Source organism: Halomonas sp. MMSF_3323, assembly GCF_030733595.1.
GTDB classification, from domain to species: domain Bacteria; phylum Pseudomonadota; class Gammaproteobacteria; order Pseudomonadales; family Halomonadaceae; genus Halomonas; species Halomonas litopenaei.
Map to the genome: position 1 here is coordinate 12491 of NZ_JASHIT010000004.1, position 22091 is coordinate 34581.

At 63.4% G+C, this 22091-nt stretch carries 19 protein-coding genes; 15 read left to right on the forward strand and 4 right to left on the reverse strand.

Annotated features, from left to right (window positions below; genetic code table 11):
- Positions 1-78: 78 nt before the first annotated feature.
- From RBB39_RS02625 to RBB39_RS02640, 4 genes are all read left to right on the forward strand, one after another.
- Positions 79-4899 carry a polymorphic toxin type 17 domain-containing protein gene (locus RBB39_RS02625; RefSeq protein ID WP_306168750.1) on the forward strand — a complete coding sequence of 1607 codons (4821 nt, stop codon included), beginning with the start codon at positions 79-81 and terminating at the stop codon, positions 4897-4899.
- Positions 4865-5239 (forward strand): hypothetical protein, encoded by a 375-nt coding sequence (locus RBB39_RS02630; protein ID WP_306168751.1) that lies wholly within the window; start codon positions 4865-4867, stop codon positions 5237-5239. The genes RBB39_RS02625 and RBB39_RS02630 overlap by 35 nt, the downstream gene beginning before the upstream one ends.
- 390 nt (positions 5240-5629) lie before the next feature.
- Positions 5630-5857: a hypothetical protein gene (locus RBB39_RS02635; RefSeq protein ID WP_124804743.1), complete on the forward strand. Its 228-nt coding sequence runs from the start codon at positions 5630-5632 to the stop codon at positions 5855-5857.
- Positions 5858-6154: 297 nt separating this feature from the next.
- Positions 6155-6388 (forward strand): hypothetical protein, encoded by a 234-nt coding sequence (locus RBB39_RS02640; protein WP_306168752.1) that lies wholly within the window; start codon positions 6155-6157, stop codon positions 6386-6388.
- 102 nt (positions 6389-6490) lie between these two features.
- Here the strand turns inward: RBB39_RS02640 and nfuA are convergent, their stop codons facing one another.
- Positions 6491-7081, reverse strand: coding sequence for a Fe-S biogenesis protein NfuA (nfuA, locus tag RBB39_RS02645; RefSeq protein ID WP_045992189.1), 591 nt, complete (start codon positions 7079-7081; stop codon positions 6491-6493).
- A gap of 319 nt (positions 7082-7400) precedes the next feature.
- Here nfuA and metH point away from each other — a divergent pair, with 319 nt between their 5' ends.
- The 5 genes from metH to RBB39_RS02670 all read left to right on the forward strand — a co-directional run bounded on the left by metH (position 7401) and on the right by RBB39_RS02670 (position 16229).
- A complete protein-coding gene (gene metH, locus RBB39_RS02650; RefSeq protein WP_306168753.1) occupies positions 7401-11102 on the forward strand; it encodes a methionine synthase in 3702 nt (1233 codons plus the stop codon).
- Positions 11102-12517, forward strand: coding sequence for an MATE family efflux transporter (locus RBB39_RS02655; protein WP_185696458.1), 1416 nt, complete (start codon positions 11102-11104; stop codon positions 12515-12517). The genes metH and RBB39_RS02655 overlap by 1 nt, the downstream gene beginning before the upstream one ends.
- Positions 12518-12657: 140 nt before the next feature.
- The gene (locus RBB39_RS02660; protein ID WP_124804745.1) at positions 12658-14310 is read left to right on the forward strand and encodes a nitrite/sulfite reductase; all 1653 of its coding nucleotides are present in this window, start codon (positions 12658-12660) and stop codon (positions 14308-14310) included.
- Entirely contained in the window at positions 14303-14845 is a 543-nt protein-coding gene (locus RBB39_RS02665) for a DUF934 domain-containing protein (RefSeq protein WP_213227867.1), read from the forward strand. The genes RBB39_RS02660 and RBB39_RS02665 overlap by 8 nt, the downstream gene beginning before the upstream one ends.
- A gap of 394 nt (positions 14846-15239) precedes the next feature.
- Complete coding sequence (locus RBB39_RS02670) at positions 15240-16229, forward strand: AraC family transcriptional regulator (protein ID WP_306168754.1); 990 nt, start codon at positions 15240-15242, stop codon at positions 16227-16229.
- 58 nt (positions 16230-16287) lie between these two features.
- Here the strand turns inward: RBB39_RS02670 and RBB39_RS02675 are convergent, their stop codons facing one another.
- Both RBB39_RS02675 and smrA read right to left on the reverse strand, forming a co-directional pair.
- Positions 16288-16734: a hypothetical protein gene (locus tag RBB39_RS02675; RefSeq protein WP_306168755.1), complete on the reverse strand. Its 447-nt coding sequence runs from the start codon at positions 16732-16734 to the stop codon at positions 16288-16290.
- Between the two features lie 245 nt (positions 16735-16979).
- Positions 16980-17597: a DNA endonuclease SmrA gene (smrA, locus tag RBB39_RS02680; RefSeq protein ID WP_108133414.1), complete on the reverse strand. Its 618-nt coding sequence runs from the start codon at positions 17595-17597 to the stop codon at positions 16980-16982.
- Positions 17598-17766: 169 nt separating this feature from the next.
- Between smrA and RBB39_RS02685 the strand changes: the two genes are divergently transcribed.
- From RBB39_RS02685 to RBB39_RS02705, 5 genes are all read left to right on the forward strand, one after another.
- Positions 17767-18198: a gamma-glutamylcyclotransferase family protein gene (locus RBB39_RS02685; protein ID WP_045992198.1), complete on the forward strand. Its 432-nt coding sequence runs from the start codon at positions 17767-17769 to the stop codon at positions 18196-18198.
- Positions 18199-18279: 81 nt separating this feature from the next.
- Complete coding sequence (locus tag RBB39_RS02690) at positions 18280-18630, forward strand: arsenate reductase family protein (RefSeq protein ID WP_108133412.1); 351 nt, start codon at positions 18280-18282, stop codon at positions 18628-18630.
- A gap of 71 nt (positions 18631-18701) precedes the next feature.
- Positions 18702-19322 carry an NAD(P)H:quinone oxidoreductase gene (gene wrbA, locus RBB39_RS02695; RefSeq protein WP_045992200.1) on the forward strand — a complete coding sequence of 207 codons (621 nt, stop codon included), beginning with the start codon at positions 18702-18704 and terminating at the stop codon, positions 19320-19322.
- On the forward strand, positions 19319-19723 hold the full coding sequence (locus RBB39_RS02700) for a DUF2069 domain-containing protein (protein WP_045992201.1): 405 nt from the start codon (positions 19319-19321) through the stop codon (positions 19721-19723). Before wrbA ends, RBB39_RS02700 begins: the two co-directional genes overlap by 4 nt.
- Positions 19724-19854: 131 nt before the next feature.
- The gene (locus tag RBB39_RS02705) at positions 19855-20343 is read left to right on the forward strand and encodes a cytochrome c (protein ID WP_045992202.1); all 489 of its coding nucleotides are present in this window, start codon (positions 19855-19857) and stop codon (positions 20341-20343) included.
- A 12-nt stretch (positions 20344-20355) separates the two neighbouring features.
- On the opposite strand, the gene RBB39_RS02710 is transcribed toward RBB39_RS02705, so the two are convergent.
- The gene (locus RBB39_RS02710; RefSeq protein WP_108449296.1) at positions 20356-21183 is read right to left on the reverse strand and encodes a cytochrome b/b6 domain-containing protein; all 828 of its coding nucleotides are present in this window, start codon (positions 21181-21183) and stop codon (positions 20356-20358) included.
- 264 nt (positions 21184-21447) lie between these two features.
- Here RBB39_RS02710 and pdxH point away from each other — a divergent pair, with 264 nt between their 5' ends.
- Positions 21448-22089, forward strand: a complete 642-nt coding sequence (pdxH, locus tag RBB39_RS02715; RefSeq protein WP_108133409.1) for a pyridoxamine 5'-phosphate oxidase — start codon at positions 21448-21450, stop codon at positions 22087-22089.
- Positions 22090-22091 lie beyond the last annotated feature (2 nt).

The following is a 22091-nucleotide window of genomic DNA, read 5'->3' on the forward strand; positions in this document are numbered from 1 at the left end:
GGTGGGTAGCGGTCAATACCTCACTGAATGCATCAGGGATGGCGCCCTCTTGTGGGGACATAAGGAAGGAAACTTAGCATGGCCGCGAGAACAAGCTGGGGCAACCACGTCATTCCAGGTTTGGACCAGGACCCTCTGAAAGAGGCACTCAACCATCGCCGGGTGATCACCGCCGAGCCCTACAGCGAAGGCGAGACCCCGGAAGCCGTGATCATGATGGACGTGGAGGAAGATTCCGTCACGGTACTCGACGTGGTCGTCCAGGCCGCCTACATGCTGCCGGTGGTCGGTAACGTCATGGCCATCGGCGACGTCGCTCGCGACGTGGTTGACCTCGATGGCAACGACGCAGACGGCACGCCGAACTACCAGAACGTCTGGCTCTGGGCGGTGCTGGTGATCGACGCCATCGGTCTGGTGCCCGCCTTTGGCAACGCCTCCCGACCTGCACGTGCGGGGATCCGCGAAGGCATACAGGCGTTTGCCCGCGGTGAAGGCGTCGACATCGTCGCTCAGATTCTGGTCAACCAGGCCAGCGGTGCGGCGATGGATTTTCTGGCAGAACTCGAATCCAAGCTCGAGGAACAGAAACCGAAGCTGTTGCGCGAAATTGACACCATCGTCGGCAAACTCGCCGAGTTCATCAACAACCCGGTCGATGCCGCCACACAGCTCAAACTGATCGACGAGAACCCCGAGTGGTGGAACCTTCTCGAGAAAGGCAAGCGTGTCGTATTCATTGCCTTTGACCGCCTGCTCGAGGCCTTTGGTGACGACCGTCAGCGCCTCATCGCCTTCCTCGGCCAGCTCGGCGGGATGGCCAGGTCCATGGTCAACGCCGGGTTCGAGCGCCTGTTGCCGATGATACGCGACCTGGCCCAGGCGACTCGCCGCCGGTCGTCGCAACGTGGGGACGTCAATCACCAGGGCACCGCCGTCACCGGGCAACGTACGGTCCACTACCTGTCGGCGGAAAACCGCCAGACCACCCGCCACGAAGCCGAGCCAAGCGCCACTCCGGCCGGCTGCGTGTGCTCGCTGCATCGCCCCACCCCCACCAGTCCCAACCCTGTGGACTATGTGATGGGTGACGAGAACCTGTGGCACACCGACTTCAGCGTACCGGGGTTGATCGACGTCGAATGGACCCGCTACTACCGCTCCAGCATCGACGAACTCGATGACAGCGAGCTTGGCGCCCGCTGGAGCAGCCCGTTCCATACCCGCTTCGAGGCCCTGGGCGAGCAGTTGACCTTTATCGACAGCCTGAACCGCGCCCTGCCCATCGCCCCCCTCGAGGTGGGCGGCAGCCGCTTCCTGCCGCGTGAAAGCGTGACCTTGGAACACCCCGACAGCGAGCACTACCGGCTTCACTACCTCGACGGCAGTCAGGAGCTCTACCGCCGCATCGGCAAGTCCGGGCCGGGCGAGCGCGTCCATTTCCGCCTGGTCGAGCAGCGCGAGCGCGACGGCCGCGCCCTGCACCTGAGCTATCGCCAGGGCCGACTGGACCGGCTGACCGACGGCGCCGCCCTGCTGCTGCGCTTTCACTACAGCAGCGCGGGGCTGCTGGCCAAGGTGGTGCGCCACTATCCCGGGGCGGACGTCACCAAACACAATGACGAAGCCGCCGAGGCGCACGAGCCCGAGGTGCTGGTCCGCTACCAGCACAGCGCCGACGGTGATCTGATCGAAAGTCGTGATATGCGCGGCTACACCCGCGAGTACCAGTACCAGCACCATCTGGTCACCCGCTACACCCACCGCAGTGGCCTGGCGGTGGAGCTCGAGTGGGACTGGCCGGGCAAGGCCGAGGGCGCCCTGCCCGCCGCTCACGATGCGCGCTGCGTACGCAACCGCCTGGAAGACGGCAGCGAAGACACCCGCTTCGAGTACCATCGCGGCCTGTGGTACACCCGCGTCACCGACGCCGACGGCGTGGTGACCTTCTACCGCTACAACTATCACAACCAGATCGAGTCGATCACTCACCCCTTCCACCCGGCGCTGGGCAGCGAGCACTGGCGCTGGGACGAGCACGGCCGGCTGATCCGCCATATCGACGGCGAAGGACGCACCACCCACTATCGCTATGACGACCAGGGTCGGCTGATCGAGACGGTCGATCCCCAGGGCCTGAGCACCCGCATCGACTACGACGACAAGGGCCTGCCGGTGCGCGTCACCGAGCCTGACGGACGCGAACGCTCGCTGCGCTTCGATGAACGCGGCCTGCCGCTGCAAGAAATCGCCCCGAGCGGGCGTGTCACCACCTTCAGCCACGACGCGCGCGGCCTGCCCACGGCGATGACCGACGCCGCCGGCAACACCTACCAGTATCGCTGGAACGACCAGGGTCGGCTGACCAGTGCCAGCGACTGTTCACGCAAGACCACCCAGTTTCGCTACGACCACCGCGGCTGGCTGATCGAGCGCCGTGACGCCGCCGGGCATCGCACCCATTACACCCGCGACGCCACCGGCCTGCTGTTGAGCGTCGAACACCCCGACGGCGCCATCGAGCACTTCTCCCACGACGGCGAAGGCCGGCTTACCCAGTATCTCGATCCCACCGGGCAGCGCACCCGCTATCGCTACAATGGCAAGGGCCAGCCGATCGAGCGCCGCGACCCCATGGGCCAGCGTTTCGCCTACCACTACGACCGCCTGCTGCGGCTCTCGGCGCTGACCAACCAGAACGGCGACCGCTGGCAGTTCCGCTATGACGGCGGTGGCCGACTGATCGAGGACACCGGCTTCGACGGGCGCACCCGCCACTACCGCTACGACGATGGCGGCGCCCTGATCGAGCGTCGCGAAGGTGAGCTGGTCACCACCTTCACCCGCGACGCCATGGGCCGGGTGCTGGAGCGCGAGAGCCAGCGACCGGGCCAGCCCGCGCTGACCACCCGCTACGGCTACGACCCGCTGGGACGCCTGACCCGCGCCGCCAGCCGCCACAGCGAGACGCGCTTTCACTTCGACACCGCCGACAACCTGATCGCCGAGGTGCAGCGTCATCAGCTGCCCAACGGCGGTGACTACTCCAGCGTCACCCGCCACACCCACGACGCCCTGGGCAACCGCGAGACCACCACCCTACCCGACGGTCAGACCCTGGCCTGGCTGCGCTATGGCTCCGGCCATGTCCACGCCATGACCCTGGACCAGCGCGAGCTGATGGCCTTCGAGCGCGACGACCTGCATCGCGAGGTACGCCGTCACCAGGGCAGCCGCGAGGTCGAATCACGCTTCGACCCGCTGGGACGCCTGATCGAGCAGCACATCCGCACCCTCGAAGCATCCGTCGAGGACCGCCCCCGACACCCCACCGTCAGACGCCAGTGGCACTACAGCGCCAACGGCCTGCTCAGCCAGGTGGACGACAACCTGCGTGGCACCACCCGCTACGGCTACGACCCACTGGGCCGGCTGCGCCAGGCAAGCGCCCCCGGCCTCGAGGAAGTGTTCGCCTTCGACCCGGCCGGCAATCTGGTCGATCCCGTGCCGCCAGAACGAACCAGCGAAAACGGCAGCAACACCCCGCCCTCCGACGCCACCCACTGGCGACGCGAGCGCCCCCGCGATCACCTCGACCACGGATCCGAGGAGCGCATTCGCCTCGATTACCCAGGCGCACCGGCCAGCCTGTCGCCGGCCATGGGCAACCTGCTCAAGCGCTACGCCGGCACCCACTACCACTACGACGCCAGCGGCAACCTGACCCGACGCATCGCCCCCGGCGGTGAGGCCTGGCACTACCAGTACGACCCCGAACACCGGCTGATCGAGGCCTGCCACTACCCCCATGCCCCCGCCGCGGGCGATGACACCCTGCCGCGCATGCGCGCCCGCTACGCCTACGACGGCCTCGGCCGACGGGTGTGGAAAGAGGTGAACCGCCAGGGCCAGCCCAGTGAGCTGACGGTGTTCAACTGGGACGGTGACCTGCTGCAAAGCGAAGAGCGTTTTGTCGGAGGCCTGCCGCCGCTGTTTCACCCCGAACGCCTGGAACTGGCCCGCGAGAATCCCGAGCGGCCTCACTCGCTGCCCATCGCCCAACGTTGCCATCGGCTCGAGTACCCCGGCCTCACCCCCGAACGGCGGGTGATCTACCTGTTCGAACCCGACAGCTTCGTGCCCGCCGCCAAGCTCGAGAACCGCTTCGAGGCCGTCCACACCCGCAGCGGCACCGGGGCGGTGCTCTATACCGAACACCAGCCAACCGAGCCGACCCTCTACAGCATCCACACCGACCACCTCGGCACCCCGATGGAGCTGGCAGAATGCGACGGCAAGTCCAACGGCAAGCTCGCCTGGGTCGGCCACTACCGCGCCTGGGGCAAGCTCATCCAGGCCAGTGACGGCCACGGCAATCCCAGCACCACCGACAATCCGCTGCGCTTCCAGGGTCAGTACCTGGATGAAGAAACCGGGCTGCACTACAACCGCCATCGGTACTATGATCCAGAGACGGGACGCTTCACCACCCAGGACCCGATAGGCCTGGCCGGCGGCGAAAACCTGTACATGTACGCCCCCAATCCGACAGGATGGGTGGATCCGCTGGGGCTGAGTCGGTGTTGTGAGGAATCTCGCGGCAGTAGACCGAGGACAAAAACGGCTAGGATCAAAGATGCTCAGTTGCCAACCTCAGGAAGAATTCGATATGTACCTCCAGAGAGTTGGGATGGTTCAACTCCAATTCCAAGGGGCCCCAACCGAGGCTATCTTGATCGATTTGGGAACGAGTGGACTAAAGGCCCTTCTCGAACAGCCGGAGAGCCCTTTGAATGGGATGTCCAGTTATCAAGAACTGGTCGCGAGCAGATAGGATGGACGACAAGAGACGGAACACACGCTAATGTTTCGCTTGATGGAAAAATTACTCACAGGTGATCCAGTTTTGAAAGGAATAGTCAATCTTCATGTTTTTACTGAGGCTGCAGATGTGGAGCAAGCGCGTGCAGCAGGTGATATTCTACTCCAGAAACTAGAGGCGTATGAAGAAATAGAGTTGTGTCGACTAAAAAGGTATTGGAAGATTCCAGAATATTATGAATTCTCGATAGAAATCGGCAGTCCAATTATATCGAAAAACACACCCCAAGAAATATCCAAAATTTTAGGTGGGAGGTGGAAGAAAGCTGGAGACAGCTTGATTCTATACCAAACAAAGGGAAAGCCATTTCCCATGCCAAATATAAAATGGGCCAGCTTAGAGTACATAGATTTATGATTTTACATGTACGCTCCGAATCCGACAGGATGGGTGGATCCGCTGGGGTTGAGTGGGTATTGTGCAAATGTGAATGCTCAGGCAGCTTTAAGAGCTAAGCTATCAGGACTACAAAAAGCACAGCAAAATGCCGCTACAACTCGCACTCTCCCTGATGGAAGAGTACGCTACTACACTCAAGAAGTTCCTGCGCGTACAGAGGGTCCGACTAAGGGGCATTTTTTGTAACAGAGTATAATCAAAATTCTGGTTCGGTGAGGCAATGGATGGAAGGTCTTGATCAGTCTGGATCAGTAATTCGGGTACACCCGAAGAGCATTAATGGGAAGACGTTAGACTCCCAAAGCTCCCCCCCCCCGACCGGCTACGAACTTAAGAACTGGAGCAGAAATGAGTGATTCCCACATTGCGAAGGAGCTCAAAAAAGTATGCCCTGGAAAATACGATGCACATGCTATATCTAGAGCTGCATTTATCATACACCAACAAAGTGATATTTATATATCCTCAAAAACAGAGAACATACTTCTCACATTGATGGCAATGGATATGGGCGAAGAGTTTGAGTTAAGCGAGCAGGAATTCTGTGACCTACTATCCGAGTTGCCAGAAAGTTAGGGATCTGCGAAGTTGGATGTGAATTGTATCACAGAGAGCATCTGTGACATCATGATGTCTCCACCGGCCAACGCACCCGCTATCATCGCACCCGATATCATCCTGGCGCACCGGCTAGCCTGTCGCCGGCCATGGGTAACCTGCTCAAGCGCTACGCCGGCACCCACAACCACTATGACGCCAGCAGCAACCTGACCCGACGCATCGCCCCCAGTGGTGAGACCTGGCACTAGCAGTACGACCCCGAACACTGGCTGATCGAGGCCTGTCACTACACCCATGCACCCGCCGCGGGCGATGACACCCTGCCGCGCATGCAAGGACCAGCCCATCGAGCGCCGTGGCCCCATGGTCCAGCTCTTATTATTTATCCAGTGCGACCGCCTGCTGCGGCTCTCGGCGCTGACCAACCAGAACGGCGACCGCTGGCAGTTCCGCTATGACGGCGGTGGATGGCTGATCGCGGACACCGGCTTCGACGGGCGCACCTGTCGCTCCCCAACCAGTCTCGCGCGCGCCCCCTACCCCTAATGGTTTGCCCAAACACAACAACGCCGCTCTCTTGAGCGGCGTTGTTGATTCACCTTTGATCCTGAGGGCGGAACCTCAGTGCGCCAGTCGTCCGGTTGAACGTCAACGGTAGTAGGCGTTGGTGGTGTCGGTGTGGTCGGTGACGTCGCGGATGCCGGCGAGTTCCGGGATGCGCTCCATCAGCGTCTTCTCGACGCCTTCCTTGAGGGTCAGGTCCACCGCGGCGCAGCCCTGACAGCCGCCGCCGAAGGCCAGCACCGCCACCTGGTCGTCGGTCAGCTGCATCAGCTTGATCTCGCCACCGTGGGCCGCCAGGCCCGGGTTGATCTCGCTGTAGAGGATGTAGTTGATGCGATCCTCGAGCGGGCTGTCGGCGTTGACCTTGGGCATCTTGGCGTTGGGCGCCTTGATGGTCAGCTGGCCGCCCATGCGGTCGGCGTTGAAGTCGACCACCGCCTCTTCCAGGAACGGAATGCTGTTGGCGTCGAGATAGACGGCGATCTTGGAAAGCTCCAGGCGCTCGTCGCTGGGCTCTTCCTCGCCCGGCCGGCAGTACGCCAGGCAGGTCTCGGCGTAGGGCGTGCCCGGCTGGGTGATGAAGATCCGCACCGCAATACCTTCGACGTTCTGCTTCTCGAGCAGCTCCGCCAGGTAGTCCTGTGCGCTGTCGGTGATCTGGATATTCTCGCTCATGGGTCTCTCGCTAGTTCGCCCCGCCTGACAGCGGGCGCTGTGGCCCCGCGGGTTTGGTCAGGACCATGGTAAGCGACACCTGCGTCAGACTCAATCCCGAGTATTTTACTCGGATTTTGGTTTCCGCCTGCGCAGGTACGCTGCCCCTGCCGCCAGGCCCGGTGCTTTGGTACCATATGGCCCCTTCGACCGACTCCCGAGACATCGCCGTGTATTCCGGCATGCACATGGGGGTCCTGCCGCGTGGACACAAGCGCTGGCCCATAAAATTTTATCGTTCGTCGACCTGACAAGCGTCTAGCTGGAGACACACCCGCCCATGGCCGTAGCAGCACCGACCCCTCAGACAGCCCGCCTCATCGATAGCCTGAAAGACCGCATTCTGATGCTGGATGGCGGCATGGGCACGATGTTGCAGAATGCGGCCTTGAGCGAGGAAGACTTCCGCGGCGAGCGCTTCAAGGACTGGCCGTCGGACCTCAAGGGCAACAACGATCTGCTGGCCCTGACCTGCCCGGACCTGGTGGCGCGCATCCATCGCGACTATCTGCTGGCCGGTGCCGACATCCTCGAGACCAATACCTTCAACTCGACCCGCCTGTCCCAGTCGGACTACGGCATGGAGGAGCTGGTCCCGGAGCTCAATCGCGAAGCCGCTCGGCTGGCCCGCCAGGTGTGCGACGACGTCGGCGAAGAGACCGGGGTGCCCCGCTACGTGGCCGGGGTGCTTGGCCCTACCTCGCGCACCGCCTCGCTGTCGCCGGACGTCAATGACCCGGCCAAGCGCAACGTGACCTTCGATGCCCTGCGTGACAACTACCGCGAGGCAGCCCTGGCACTGATCGAAGGCGGCTCCGATCTGATCATGATCGAGACCATCTTCGACACCCTGAACGCCAAGGCGGCGATCTACGCCCTCGAAGAGATCTTCGACGAGACCGGCGAGCGCCTGCCGGTAATGATCTCGGGCACCATTACCGACGCCTCCGGGCGCACCCTGTCGGGCCAGACCACCGAGGCCTTCTGGAATTCGGTGCGCCACGCCCAGCCGCTGACCGTGGGCCTCAACTGTGCCCTCGGCGCAGAGGAGCTGCGCCCCTACGTCGAGGAGCTGTCAACCAAGGCCGACACCTTCGTCTCGGCTCACCCCAACGCGGGCCTGCCCAACGAGTTCGGCGAGTACGACCAGACCCCCGAAGAGATGGCCGAGATCGTCGCCGAATTCGCGCGCAGTGGCCTGGTCAACATCATCGGTGGCTGCTGTGGTTCCACCCCCGAGCATATCGCCGCCATTCACCGCGCGATCAAGGACCTGCCCCCGCGCCAGATTCCGGACCGCAGCAGAGCCTGCCGTCTGTCTGGCCTTGAGCCGTTCAACATCGAGCACGATTCGCTGTTCGTCAACGTCGGTGAGCGTACCAACGTCACAGGCTCGGCTCGCTTCAAGCGACTGATCAAGGAAGAGGACTACACCACCGCCCTGGAGGTGGCGCTCGAGCAGGTCGAGAACGGCGCCCAGGTGATCGACATCAACATGGACGAGGGGATGCTCGAGTCCCAGGAAGCCATGGTGCGCTTTCTCAATCTGATCGCCGGTGAGCCGGACATCGCTCGGGTACCGATCATGGTCGACTCCTCCAAGTGGGAGATCATCGAGGCCGGCCTCAAGTGCATCCAGGGCAAGGCGGTGGTCAACTCGATCTCGCTCAAGGAAGGCGAAGAGGCCTTCCGCCACCAGGCCACCGAGTGCCGCCGTCATGGCGCCGCCGTGGTGGTGATGGCCTTCGACGAGTCCGGCCAGGCGGACACCTTCGCGCGCAAGACCGAAATCTGCCAGCGCGCCTACCGGGTGCTGGTGGACGACATCGGCTTCCCCGCAGAAGACATCATCTTCGACCCCAACATCTTTGCCATCGCCACCGGCATCGACGAACACAACAACTACGCGGTGGACTTCATCGAGGCTACCCGCTGGATTCGCGAACACCTGCCCCACGCTATGGTGTCGGGCGGCGTTTCCAACGTGTCCTTCTCGTTTCGCGGCAACAATCCGGTGCGCGAGGCGATCCACTCGGTATTTCTCTACCACGCGATTCGCGCAGGGCTCACCATGGGCATCGTCAACGCCGGCCAGCTGGCGGTCTATGACGACCTGCCGGAAGAGCTGCGCGAAGCCGTCGAGGATGTGGTGCTCAATCGCCGTGATGACAGCACCGAGCGGCTGCTCGATATCGCCGACAAGTACAAGGGCGACGGCTCCGGCGGTGAGAAGAAGGAGGACCTCGAGTGGCGTAGCTGGGAGGTCGAGAAGCGCATCGAGCATGCTCTGGTCAAGGGCATCACCGCCTACATCGAGGATGACACCGAACTGGCCCGCCAGCGCGCGACCCGCCCCATCGAGGTGATCGAGGGGCCGCTGATGGACGGCATGAACGTGGTCGGCGATCTGTTCGGTGCCGGCAAGATGTTCCTGCCCCAGGTGGTCAAGTCGGCGCGGGTGATGAAGCAGGCGGTGGCCTACCTGATCCCCTACATCGAGGCGGAGAAGAGCGAAGACACCCAGGCCAAGGGCAAGATCGTCATGGCCACGGTCAAGGGCGACGTCCACGACATCGGCAAGAACATCGTCGGCGTGGTGCTCCAGTGCAACAACTACGAGGTGATCGACCTCGGCGTGATGGTGCCCGCCGACAAGATCCTCAAGACCGCCCGGGAAGAGAACGCCGACATCATCGGCCTGTCGGGACTGATCACCCCCTCGCTTGACGAGATGGTCCACGTGGCCAAGGAGATGCAGCGCCAGGGCTTCGAGCTGCCGCTGCTGATCGGCGGCGCCACCACCTCCAAGGCGCATACCGCGGTCAAGATCGAACCCCAGTACGAGCAGCCGGTGATCTATGTGACCGACGCCTCACGTGCCGTGGGCGTGGCCGGCAAGCTGCTGTCACCGGGGCTGAAAGAGGCCTACGTCAACGAGATCCGGGAAGAGTACGTCAAGGTCCGCGAGCGCAACGCCAAGCGCCGCCCCAAGGCCGCCGACCTGTCCTACGCCGATGCCCGGGCGCGCAAGCCGGCGCTGGACTGGCAGGGGTATACCCCGCCGGCGCCGACCTTTACCGGTCTCAAGGTGTTCGAGGACTACGACCTCAAGGAACTGGTCGATCGTATCGACTGGACGCCCTTCTTCATGAGCTGGGAGCTGGTCGGCAAGTATCCGAAGATCCTCGACGACAAGGTGGTCGGCGAAGCCGCACGCCAACTGTTCGACGAGGCCCAGGTGATGCTGCGCAAGTTGATCGACGAACGCCTGATCCAGGCGCGCGGGGTCATCGGCCTGTGGCCCGCCAACAGCGTCGATGATGACGTCATCGAAGTCTATTCAGACGAGACCCGCGGCGAGGTGATCGAGCGTCTGCACCATATTCGCCAGCAGACCACCAAGAACCGAGAGGGAGTCTGCTACAGCCTGGCCGACTTCATTGCCCCGAAGGACAGCGGCAAGCCGGACTGGATCGGTGGCTTCGCGGTCACCGCCGGTCACGGCGTCGAGGAGCTGTCTGCGGCCTACAAGGCCAAGGGCGACGACTACAACGCCATCATGGTGCAGGCGCTGGCCGATCGCCTGGCCGAGGCCTTTGCCGAACTGATCCATGAGCGGGTGCGCAAGGAGTTCTGGGCCTACGTACCCGAGGAACAGCTCGACAATGAGGCGTTGATTGCCGAGAAGTATCAGGGCATCCGCCCTGCCCCCGGCTACCCCGCCTGCCCCGACCACACCGAGAAGGCGACGCTGTTCCGCATGCTCGACGCCGAGGCCAGCACCGGGCTCGAACTGACCGAGAGCTTTGCCATGTGGCCGGCGGCGGCGGTATCCGGCTGGTACTTCTCCCACCCGCAGTCGAAGTACTTTGCCACCGGCAAGATCACCCGGGATCAGGTCGAGGCCCTGGCCAGTCGCAAGGGCATGGAGCTGGACGTCATGGAACGCTGGCTGTCGCCGGTACTGTCCTACGACGCCTGATGCGTTCCCTGCAACAACAGGCCCTGCTGCCCGACCTGACGCGCTGGCGTCTCATCCTGCGCCTGGCGCTGCCGATCATGGCCGGCATGTTGAGCCAGAGCCTGATGAACCTGGTCGATGCCGCCCTGGTGGGCCGGCTCGGCGAGACCGAGCTGGCCGCCGCCGGCATCGGCGGCTACGCCATGTTCATGGTCACCGCCTGCCTGTTCGGGCTGTCGTCGGGGGTTCAGGCCCAGGTAGCGCGGCGCCATGGCGAACGCCATCAGACGCCCGTTGCCTCGGCGGCCGCCGAGCTTGGCGTTGAGCTGCGCCACGATCCACGCGGGGAGCCGCTGGCGGCGGGACTTACCCTGGCCGTCATGATCGGCCTGCCGTTGATGGTTCTGTGTCTGTGGCAGGCCGGTCCGATCATGGCCTGGCTCAACGACGATCCGCTGGTGACGTCGATGGCGGTGGACTACTTTCGCTGGCGTCTGATCGCGCTGCTGCCGGTGGCGATGATCTTCTGCTACCGAGGCTACTGGAACGGCATCCAGCAGACCGGCCTGTACCTGCGGATCATGCTGGTAATGCATCTGGTCAACCTGCTGGCCAGCATCGGCCTGATCTTCGGCTACTGGGGCCTGCCCGCCATGGGCGTCAGCGGTGCCGGGCTCGGCAGCAGCCTGTCGCTGTTTGCCGGTGTCGCCATCTGGGCCTGGTTGAGCCATACGCCTGGCCATCGCGGCACTCGTCACAGGCCGTGTCATTCGCCTTGGCGACTCGGCGGCAGCACCATGGCCACCACCCTGAAGCTGGCCACGCCGCACTCCTTTCAGCAGCTTTGGTTCGCCGCCGGCTACGCCGTGCTGTTCTGGATCCTCGGCCAGGTCGACACCGCCAGCGTGGCGGTGGGCCATGTGCTGGTTAACTTATCGCTGTTGCTGATTCTGCCCGGCGTGGGCCTCGGCATGGCAGCGATGAGCCTGGTCGGCGAGGCGCTGGGGCGCGAGTCGCCGGAAAGGGCCCACCGCTGGGGCTGGGAGGTGGTGCACATGGCCTGGTTGCTGCTCGCTGCCCTGTCCCTGCCCATGGCGTTGATGCCGGAAGCCGTGCTGGGCCTGTTTCTGCATAACCCCGAACTGATCGCCCTGGGCGTCGATCCGCTGCGCCTGACCGCGCTGATGATCGTGCTCGACGCCGCCGCCCTGGTGTTCACCCAGACATTGCTCGGCGCCGGCGCCAACCGTACGGTGATGCAGCTGACCTTGACCGGTCAGTGGCTGGTCTTCCTGCCGCTGGCCTGGTGGTTCGGCGTGCATGAAGGCTTCGGCCTGGCCGGCATCTGGTGGTGTCAGCTAGGCTACCGCGCGCTCAACTCGCTGTGCTTTGCGGTGATCTGGCAACGCCGCCGCTGGCAGAGTCTGAAGGTGTAGCGCCCCGCACGACGCCTATCAACACCTTTTAATTACCTTTTGCACCCAAACTATGACTATTTATTCTTTTATAGCATAATGGCGTGCAGGTAGAGTAACCCGCAACGTCCCGTCATTCCCTGGCTGCAGGAACGCGCTGAATGTATCGCTACGACAACCATGATCAGACCCTGGTCGACGAACGCGTCGCACATTTCCGCGACCAGATGCGTCGCTACCTCGAAGGCAAGATCAGCGAGGAAGAATTCCTCCCGATCCGGGTGCAGAACGGTCTGTACGTACAGCGTTACGCGCCCATGCTTCGCATCGCCATCCCCTATGGCATGCTGGCCTCCTACCAGCTGCGCAAGCTCGGTGAGCTGGCCGCCCGCTATGACCGCGGCTACGGCCACTTCACCACCCGTACCAATCTTCAGTTGAACTGGCCGAAGCTCGAGGACGTGCCCGAAATGCTCGCACAGCTCGCCAGCGTGCAGATGCACTCGATCCAGACCAGCGGCAACGATATCCGCAACACCACCACCGACCAGTTCGCCGGCATCGCCGCCGATGAAGAAGTGGATCCGCGTCCCTGGTGTGAGCTGATTCGTCAGTGGTCGACCTTCCACCCGGAGTTCTACTACCTGCCGCGCAAGTTCAAGATCGCCGTGACCGGCGCCGCCGAGGATCGTGCCGCCATTCAGGTCCACGACATCGGTCTGCGTCTGTGGCGCAACGACGCCGGCGACGTCCGCGTGAAGGTGCTGGTCGGTGGCGGTCTCGGCCGTACTCCGATGATCGGCGAGACCATCTGCGAGGACCTGCCCTGGCAGCACCTGCTGACCTACCTCGAGGCAGTGCTGCGGGTCTACAACCAGTTCGGTCGCCGCGACAACAAGTTCAAGGCGCGCATCAAGATCCTGACCAAGGCACTCGGCATCGACGAGATGCGTCGGCGCGTCGAGGAAGAATGGGCCCACCTCAAGGACGGCGCCCAGACCCTCAATCAGCAGGCCATCGACGACATGGCGGCGCACTTCGTCGATCCGCCCCGTCGCAAGGTGGATGACGCCGCCATCGAGGCCTTCGAGGCGTTGCGTCGGGACAACCGGGCCTTCGCCCGCTTCGTCACCAACAACGTCACCGACCACAAGGTGCCGGGCTACAAGGCCGTCACCCTGTCACTCAAGCGCAGTGGTCACTCGCCGGGTGACGTCACCTCCGAGCAGATGGCCCAGATCGCCGACCTGGCCGATGAATACAGCTTCGGCGAGCTGCGGGTGACCCACGAGCAGAATCTGGTGCTGTCCGACGTGGCCGTCGACCGCATCGAGGAGTTGTGGCACAAGCTCGAGGAGCTGCGCCTGGCCAACCCCACCGTGGGCACCCTGGCGGACCTTATCTGCTGCCCTGGCGGCGACTACTGCGCCCTGGCCAACGCCAAGTCCATTCCGGTGGCCCAGGCGATCCAGGAGCGCTTCGACAGCCTCGACTTCCTCTACGACCTTGGCCCGCTGGATCTCAATATTTCTGGCTGCATGAACGCCTGCGGTCATCACCACGTCGGCCACATCGGCATTCTCGGCGTGGACAAGAAAGGCGAGGAGTATTACCAGATCTCCCTCGGCGGCAGTCAGGGCAACGAATCCTCGCTGGGCAAGATCCTCGGCCCCTCCTTCTTCCGCGAAGATGTGCCGGAGGTCATCGACAAGGTGCTGCAGGTGTATGTTGGCGCCCGCGAAGCCGACGAAACCTTCATCGACACCTATCGCCGCATCGGTCTGAAACCCTTCAAGGAGCACGTTTATGCCTGAGCAGACGCCGCAACGCCCGCTGATCAAGGAACGCCGCCTGGTGGAAGACGCCTGGGTGCTCCAGTCTGACGTCGATGACGAGGGTGCAACCCCCGTTAACCCCATGACCATCGTCCGCCTGGACGTCTGGCTGGCCGCCGAGCGTCGCGACGACCTGGCGCCCTGGCTGCCCAGCGACACCCAGCTCGATGAGGACACCGTCGCCGCACTCAGAGACGCGCCGCTGATCGCCATCGACTTTCCCAAGTTTACCGACGGCCGCGGCTATTCGCTGGCCCGGGTACTCAGGGAGCGTCACGGTTTCAAGGGCGAGATCCGTGCCGTGGGCGACGTGCTGATCGACCAGTTGTCCTATATGGCACGCTGTGGCTTCGACGCCTTTTCACTGCGCGAAGACCAGGTCGTGGAAGACGCCCTGGCTTCGCTCACGGTGTTCTCGCGCCACTACCAGGTGTCCGTCGACAACCCGGAGCCGATGTTCCTGCGCCGTCAGCGCGAGGCGCGTGAACGCCAGCGGGAAACTGCCGTCGCCTGACCCTATCCGGGTTGGACAGCTTGCCTGGTTCGACCGACCTCCTGCCAGGCAAGCAGGAAGCATCACCATCAACAATGCCGCGATCTCCGGCGCCGTCGCCCCAGTGGTGACAGGCTGGCGCCAGCAGGAATCGCGGCATTGTCGTGTTTGGTGGAAGGGGCACCAGCAGATGGGATATCGATGCGCCGCGTTTCATGTCAGCCCATGCCCATCCATGCACAATATGTAAGCCATAGATCCTGAAAGACGAGCCAATCTCATCTTTTTCTCAGGCATTGGAGGTAGCTCGCCACTGGCCGCCGAACCAGTTGGCGTAGTGATCTATGCTGAACAAGCGCTGCTCGAACGCGCAACAGATGATGATCACGCACCCCAGACCTTGTTCAGGCTCCTTATGTCCAGCGAAGCGCCATCCCCCCTGGCGGCCTTTCAGCGTCACTCGACGATGGTGGTTGCACCAGAGTTACGCTTTGACTACTGGCGCAGTCTGCATCCCTCCATAGCGCTCGACCTTCCCCAGGGCCGCCATGCCGGCGACTATCGTGCCAACCTGATCAACGCTTCAAGCACCGAGGGCACGGTCCTTGGCTGGTGCACCAACGATGACACCAGCGCCCACTTCGCCCAGGACAATGGCGACTTTGTGCTGGTCAGCCTGACGCTCGCGGGGGAAGCACGCCTACAGCAAGCCGACGGCCAGCGACATCGTGTCACCAGCCAGAGTGGTCTGGTGGTGCTGGATAGCCTCCAGCCCCTGTCCAGCCTCGCCATGCAGCACTCGATGCTGTACCTGATGATTCCCCGACCCCAGGTCAAGGCCAGGGCGCCTGATGCGCTGACGCGGGCCGAGTCGAGCCCCTTCAGCCTTCCCGACAACGCCATGACCCGGTTGCTCACGACCCATCTGCTTGGCGTCATCAAGGAGCAAGAGGCCCTCGCCGGCGAGGACTTGGCCTGCGCACTGGATACCGCTCGCGACATGAGCCTGGTAGCGCTGGCGCAGTTGAAAGGGCCGCTGTCGCTCGAGTGGGAGGCGACCCAGCGCGAAAGCCTGATGAATGCCGCCTGTCGTTATATCGAACTGCACGCCGGTGAGCCTCGGTTGAACGTCGACAGCATCGCTCACGCCTTGGGCTGCTCCCGTGCCGGGCTCTACCGCGCCTTTAGCGACCACCCAGAGAGCGTGGCCGAGACGCTCAGGCGCACCCGGCTGGAACAGGCAAGGGCCAGACTCAAGACCCGCCATCCGCCCAGCATCGATCAGCTTTCGTACCACTGTGGCTACCTTAACGCGGCCAGCTTCACCCGTGCCTTCAAGCGTCAATACGGTGCCAGCCCCCAGGACTGGCACCGAGAGTGGTGCGAGCGTCAGTTGCTGCTCTGATGTCTGGCGACATCAATGGCCGTGTCTGGCGTCACCCCCACCCGATGCCAGAGGTCGACTAGCCAAGCTCTTCGAGCAGATGGGCCCGGGCATCCTCCAGAGGCTCGATGACGTGAAGCATGTAGAAAGACAGCAGCAAGGCCCGCTCCTGCTCGTCAAGCGGTCGAGAGCTCCCCTGGTCGCCCAGCGCCAGTCGCTGCTGACACCTTGTCGCCGTTTCACTCGCCTGCTCGACAAGTGCCATGGCCCGATCACGCAGACGATCCAGCTTTTGCTGGTCATGGTCGGTGAATACCGGGCCGAAGTCCTGAACCCGCCGGGTCGCCCGGTCCAGCCGGCGCAGCAATGGCATCAGCTCATCACAGTGCCAGTAGCGGTGCCCCAAGGTAGGTATCGAGTGATGCTTGAACCACTGCCAGTGGTCGTGAAGTTCCGCGATGATCATGTAGCCCCCTGCCAACTGAATGACGTCGTAAGGCCACTGCACCGGCAGTGGATGACTCATCAAGTCGCTCCCCACCTTGCCGTGACCCTGCCAGCGCATTGCTTGCCACTATCGCGCTATAGGAACCCTAGTCGCGGCAGCCAGTGCAGACTGTTCCAACTTGATGCCGATTGTCTCGATGGCGTCCTTGGCGAGGCCACGCAAGCGATACGGCGCCATCTGCAGGATGGCGCCGGGTGGAAAGGAAGTAACAAGAGGATCGATGCAGGAAAGCCGCCGGGAAGCCGCAACAGGCTTCGCCAGGTCTATCCGCGACGCTTCTGCTGGCGTTCACGGTTCGCCGCGCGGGCACGCTCGCTCTTTCTGAGCATCACCCAGGTGGCGCCGAGTCCACCGTCAGCCTCCTGAGCAGACACGAACGCCTGGACCTCGTCGAGGGCGGGTAGCCACTTGGCCAGACAGGAGCGCAGCACATTGGCGGCGCCATCGATCTCGCGGCTGCGTCCATGGACGATCAATACCGAGCGCAGATCGGCCGCGTAGGCGTCGCGGATGAACTGGGGCAGACTCCCCCGGCATTCATGCAACGGGCGCCGCAGCAGGTGAAGACTGGCCTGCACCGGATAGCCGCCCTGCCGCAGGCGCTCGACCACCCCGGTCTGAATGCCATCGCGGCGGTATTCCAGCGGATCGAAGGGAGGCACCAGGTCGACGAAGTCGTCACTGAGACCATCAAGCCCGTCGTCTCCACTCAGGGCATGACGACGCCTGGCCAGCTGTGATTCGGTTGGCGCGCCTCGGCGACGGCCGGCATCGGCACGATTGTTGGCCTGACGCAGTGGTTGGACGTCCCCCATCATGGCCTTGAAGTCCACATCATCATGGGCACCATCAAAAGACTCGGCGCGGAGAAATTCGCTCATGGGGCACCTCCTCGTCTTGGCGGGAATCTTTATCCTAGCAAGGCCGGGACCGCCGCCGATAGAGGGGAACCTCGGTTCGACAAGCCGGCCGCCTGGTGAGAGGCTAGTCAAGCGAGACACGCCGCCTTTCGATTTCCTGCACACACCGCTCATTTGTCATTGGTCCCCCATGAACACCCTGACGCTCTGGCTTGCCCGCCTGCTCTGTCTTGTTGGCGCACTGATCATCGGCCTTTACGGCTGGTTCTGGTACACCTACCAGAGCCCTTATGGCTATACGTCTCCGGCCGCCATGGAGCAGTCCGCTGACGGCCCCCACCGAGTCTTTGTCTACGGCACCCTGCGCTCCCCCTGGGTGCGCTGGCTGGTGACCGGAGAAAGACTCGAGTCGACGCCCGCACTGCTCCCGGGGTATCGCCGAGAGGGGCTCGACCTGGAGGTCGATCGTGATGACCAGGTGGCCGGACAGCTACTGGCGGTGGATAGCGAGACCCTGGCCGAACTGGACCGCTACGAGCGTCTGGGCGTGCGCTATGAACGCGTCAGGCTAACCCTCGCTCGCGGCGATGAGGTCTGGGCCTATCGCCTTCTCGAGCAATGACCTGCCTTGGCGGCGCGTCGTTGTGGCCGGTCGCGCCGGCGATCTACAATAGCTGCCGATTCCCACTCGACCGGAGCTGTCATGGCCGCACTCACGCTATTGCATAATCCTCGCTGTTCGAAGTCCCGCGAAGCCCTTGCCCTGCTGGAGCAGGCCGGCGCCGAGGTCCAGGTCCGCCGCTACCTCGACGATCCCCTGGACGGTGAGGAATTGCGTGGCCTGATCGCCCGGCTGGACGGCAAGCTCAGCGACCTGGTGCGCGCCAACGAGACCGAATGGAAGAGTCTGGGCGCCGACCGTGAGGATGAATCCCAGGTGGTGGCTGCCATCCTGGCCCATCCTCGAATCCTCCAGCGCCCGATTCTCGACAACGGCGAGCGAGCGGTAATCGGCCGCCCGCCCGAGGCCATCACGTCACTGCTGGAGAGTTGAGGCCAGCCAGCCTCTTCGCCCGTTGCCTCGGGCTTTCGTCAACCCATAGGCTCTTGCCATAAGGAAAGTGCATGTCGGATCTGCCCTACGTTCTGGTCCTCTACTACTCCCGCCAGGGCGCCACCCGGGCGCTGGCCGAGCGCATCGCCGCCGGTGTCGAGTCTGTCGCCGGCGTCGATGCTCGCCTGCGTACCGTGGCTCCGGTGTCACCGACCTGTGAAGCGGTGGACCCGGAAATTCCCGCCGAAGGCGCTATCTACGCTGACCTCGACGATCTTCGCAACGCCAGTGGCCTGGCGCTCGGCAGCCCCACACGCTTCGGCAACATGGCGGCTCCTCTCAAGCACTTTCTCGACGGCACCAGCGAGCTGTGGCTGTCAGGAGCGCTGATCGACAAGCCCGCCACCGCCTTCACCTCCACCTCGAGCCTGCACGGCGGCCAGGAGACGACGCTGGTAACGATGCTGATGCCGCTGCTCCACCATGGCATGGTCTACGCCGGGCTGCCCTACAGCGAGACGGCCCTGACCCGCACCCAGGGCGGAGGCACCCCCTACGGCGTCAGCCACCTGGCTGGCGTTCGCAGCGATCGCCCGCTGGACGAACACGAGCGTGAGCTGGCCTTCGCCCAGGGCGCGCGCCTGGCGCGGCTGACGCTCGCTCTGGCTGACGCCCGCAAGGGGGCCTCATGAGAGCCTGGCTTGAGGGGGTAGAACAGCGGCGCGGGCTTGACCGCCTGACCCGACAGTCGCGCCAGCTGGTGCTGGTCGGCTTTGGCCTGCTGCTGGCAATGATGGTGTACCGCGGTATCGCGGTGGAAGCCGACGGCAATCGTTTCGGTCCGATGATCGCCTTCGTGCTGCCTCTTGTGCTGTTTCTGCCATCCATCCTGACCCGCCGTCCACGGGGCCATGCCTGGCTGGCCTTCGTCAGTCTGCTCTACTTCGCCCAGGGGGTGATGATCGCCACCCTGCCGGGACTAGGTCTGCGTGGCGTCGCTGAGGCACTGGTGGCGCTGGTGCTGTTTACCGGCTGCATGGGCTACGCACGCTTTCGCTCTCGTCAGATGCGACAGCACCAGGGCAATTCATAGCTCTTGTTCAGGCCGACCGTCATGCCCTTCTGGCGGCAGCCGCTCTCCTTGCTATCTTGAGGATGTCGTTGCATTCGCGACGCCATCCTCGACAACGCCCGGCCCATGTCGCCAGGCAAGGAGTAAGGACAATGACCGTGACCCCGTTGCATGCCCTCGTGACCGGACTTGGACTAACGTTGGCCAGCGCTTGTGCACTCGCCGAGGAACTCCCCGATGCCAGCGTCGAGATCGAAGACGCCATCGAATACCGTCAGGACGCGCTGGGCGTGATGGCCTGGCAGATCGGCCCGCTGGGCGCGATGGCCCAGGGCAAGCGCGACTTCGACGCCGAACTGTTTCTCGAGAAGGCGCGTCGCCTCGCCGCCGTGGCGCCGCTACCCTGGGAAGGTTTCGTCAAGGGCTCACTGCAGGGAGACGACCATGGCGTCGAGACCGATGCCCTGGCGGACATCGCCGATGACTACGAAGACTTCGACCAGCGCTACCACACCCTGATCGAGGAAACCGCAAAACTCGCCGAGATGGCCGATGGTGGTGACCAGGATGCGCTGTTCAAGCAGGTAGCCACCGTCGGCAATACCTGCAAGGGGTGTCACGACAACTTCCGCGCCGAGTGACCCTTCGCCGCTTCACAAGCGCCCCCACAGCCACATCACACACCCCGTACTGAACAGGGCCAGCAGCGCCGCTCGTACCATCAGGGCCGAGCGGCCAGGCTCTACCCCTTTGCCGCTGCTTCCACGTCGCCCCTGCTGCTGATCTGACGCCCGATCTAGCTCTTGATCTGACTGTTGCTCTGGTTGTTGGTGGGTCTCTGTGTCCGTCTCGGCCCAGTGCGCACCCCGCGGCAGCGTCTTTCGGCCGCTGAACATGACGCCTACCAGTCGCTCGCCGAGGCAGCGATGGGCTAGCAGAGCCCCCAGGTGAAGCACGATCAGCGCCAGCAGCACATTCGCGTTGAGGTGATGAATCCACAGAGCCGTGTCGCTGACTGCTGCTGGCACCAGGGTATGCAGCGGCGCCTCGAAGAAGATGTCATCGGTGACAAAGAGCCCCGTCAGCGCCTGAATCGTCAGGCTCGTCAGCATCGCCAGCACCGCCCAGCCCCCCAGCGGATTGTGACCGGCAAAGATATCGGCACGTCGCTTCATCAGGTCTCTGGCATAGGACAGCGTTACCGAGGGAGATCGCAGCCAGGAGCCGATGCGCGCGTGGTAATCGCCGACCAGTGCCCACCCCCAGCGAAACAGCAAAAGCCCAAGCGCTATCAGCCCAGCCCTGGCGTGCACGTTCTGCGGAAAGTCGAACAGGTCGGTCTCCACCTTCATGGTCAGAAATGAGAGTACAACGCAGGCCACCAGTCCCCAGTGGAATAGCCGGATGGCCAGGCTCCAGACACGCCGGCTACGCCCTGACGGCCGGTGCTCGGCGGCTGACGTTGACTCGACAGATGGCATGGTCGCTCCCCCTCGCTGATAAAGGCACCACGCCTGGCGCCAGTGACGATATACTCAAGATAGCCACTCCCTGTGGTGGCGCCTTGCCAAAGCGGTACTTGCTAAAGCTGTAGCAGCTGACATTCATCATGACTCGCGACGATGACGGTGGTGTTCCCGGCGACGCGGGGCGACATCTCGGACACAAGGTGCGATGATTTATCAATTGGACGACGGTACCCCTAGTGGCCGTCCTTTTTTTGTCTGATTCCACCGGAGATACCGATGACCCGTGATATTGCGGACATTCGACGTGACTATGAAGGCGGCAGCCTGGACGAAGGCCAGGTACCCAAGGATCCCTTCACCATGTTCGATGAGTGGTTCGCCCTAGCCCTGGATACCGACCCCCAGGATGCCAATGCCATGACCCTGTCGACCGTGGACAGCCAGGGCCTGCCCCACGCGCGGGTGGTGCTGCTCAAGGGGTTCGATCAAAACGGGATGGTCTTCTACACCAACTATCACAGCCACAAGGGTAGCGAACTGGCCAACGTCCCCCATGCGGCCCTGACCTTCTGGTGGCCCAAGCTGGCGCGCCAGGTGCGCATCGAGGGACGCACCGAGCAGGTCGCCGAGCAGGAGTCGGACGAGTATTTTGCAAGCCGTCCCCGCGGCAGTCAGCTCGGGGCCTGGATCGCCACCCAGAGCGTGGTCATCCCCGATCGCGACTGGATCGAGCAGCGCCAGCGGCGCTTCGAGAAGGCCTACGAAGGCCAGGATATCCCGCGACCGGTGCACTGGGGCGGCTACCGCGTCGTCCCCGAAATGATCGAGTTCTGGCAAGGACAGCCCAGTCGCCTGCATGACCGGGTTCGCTACGGCCGCCGCGATGGCCACTGGGAAGTGGTGCGGCTGGCACCCTGAAC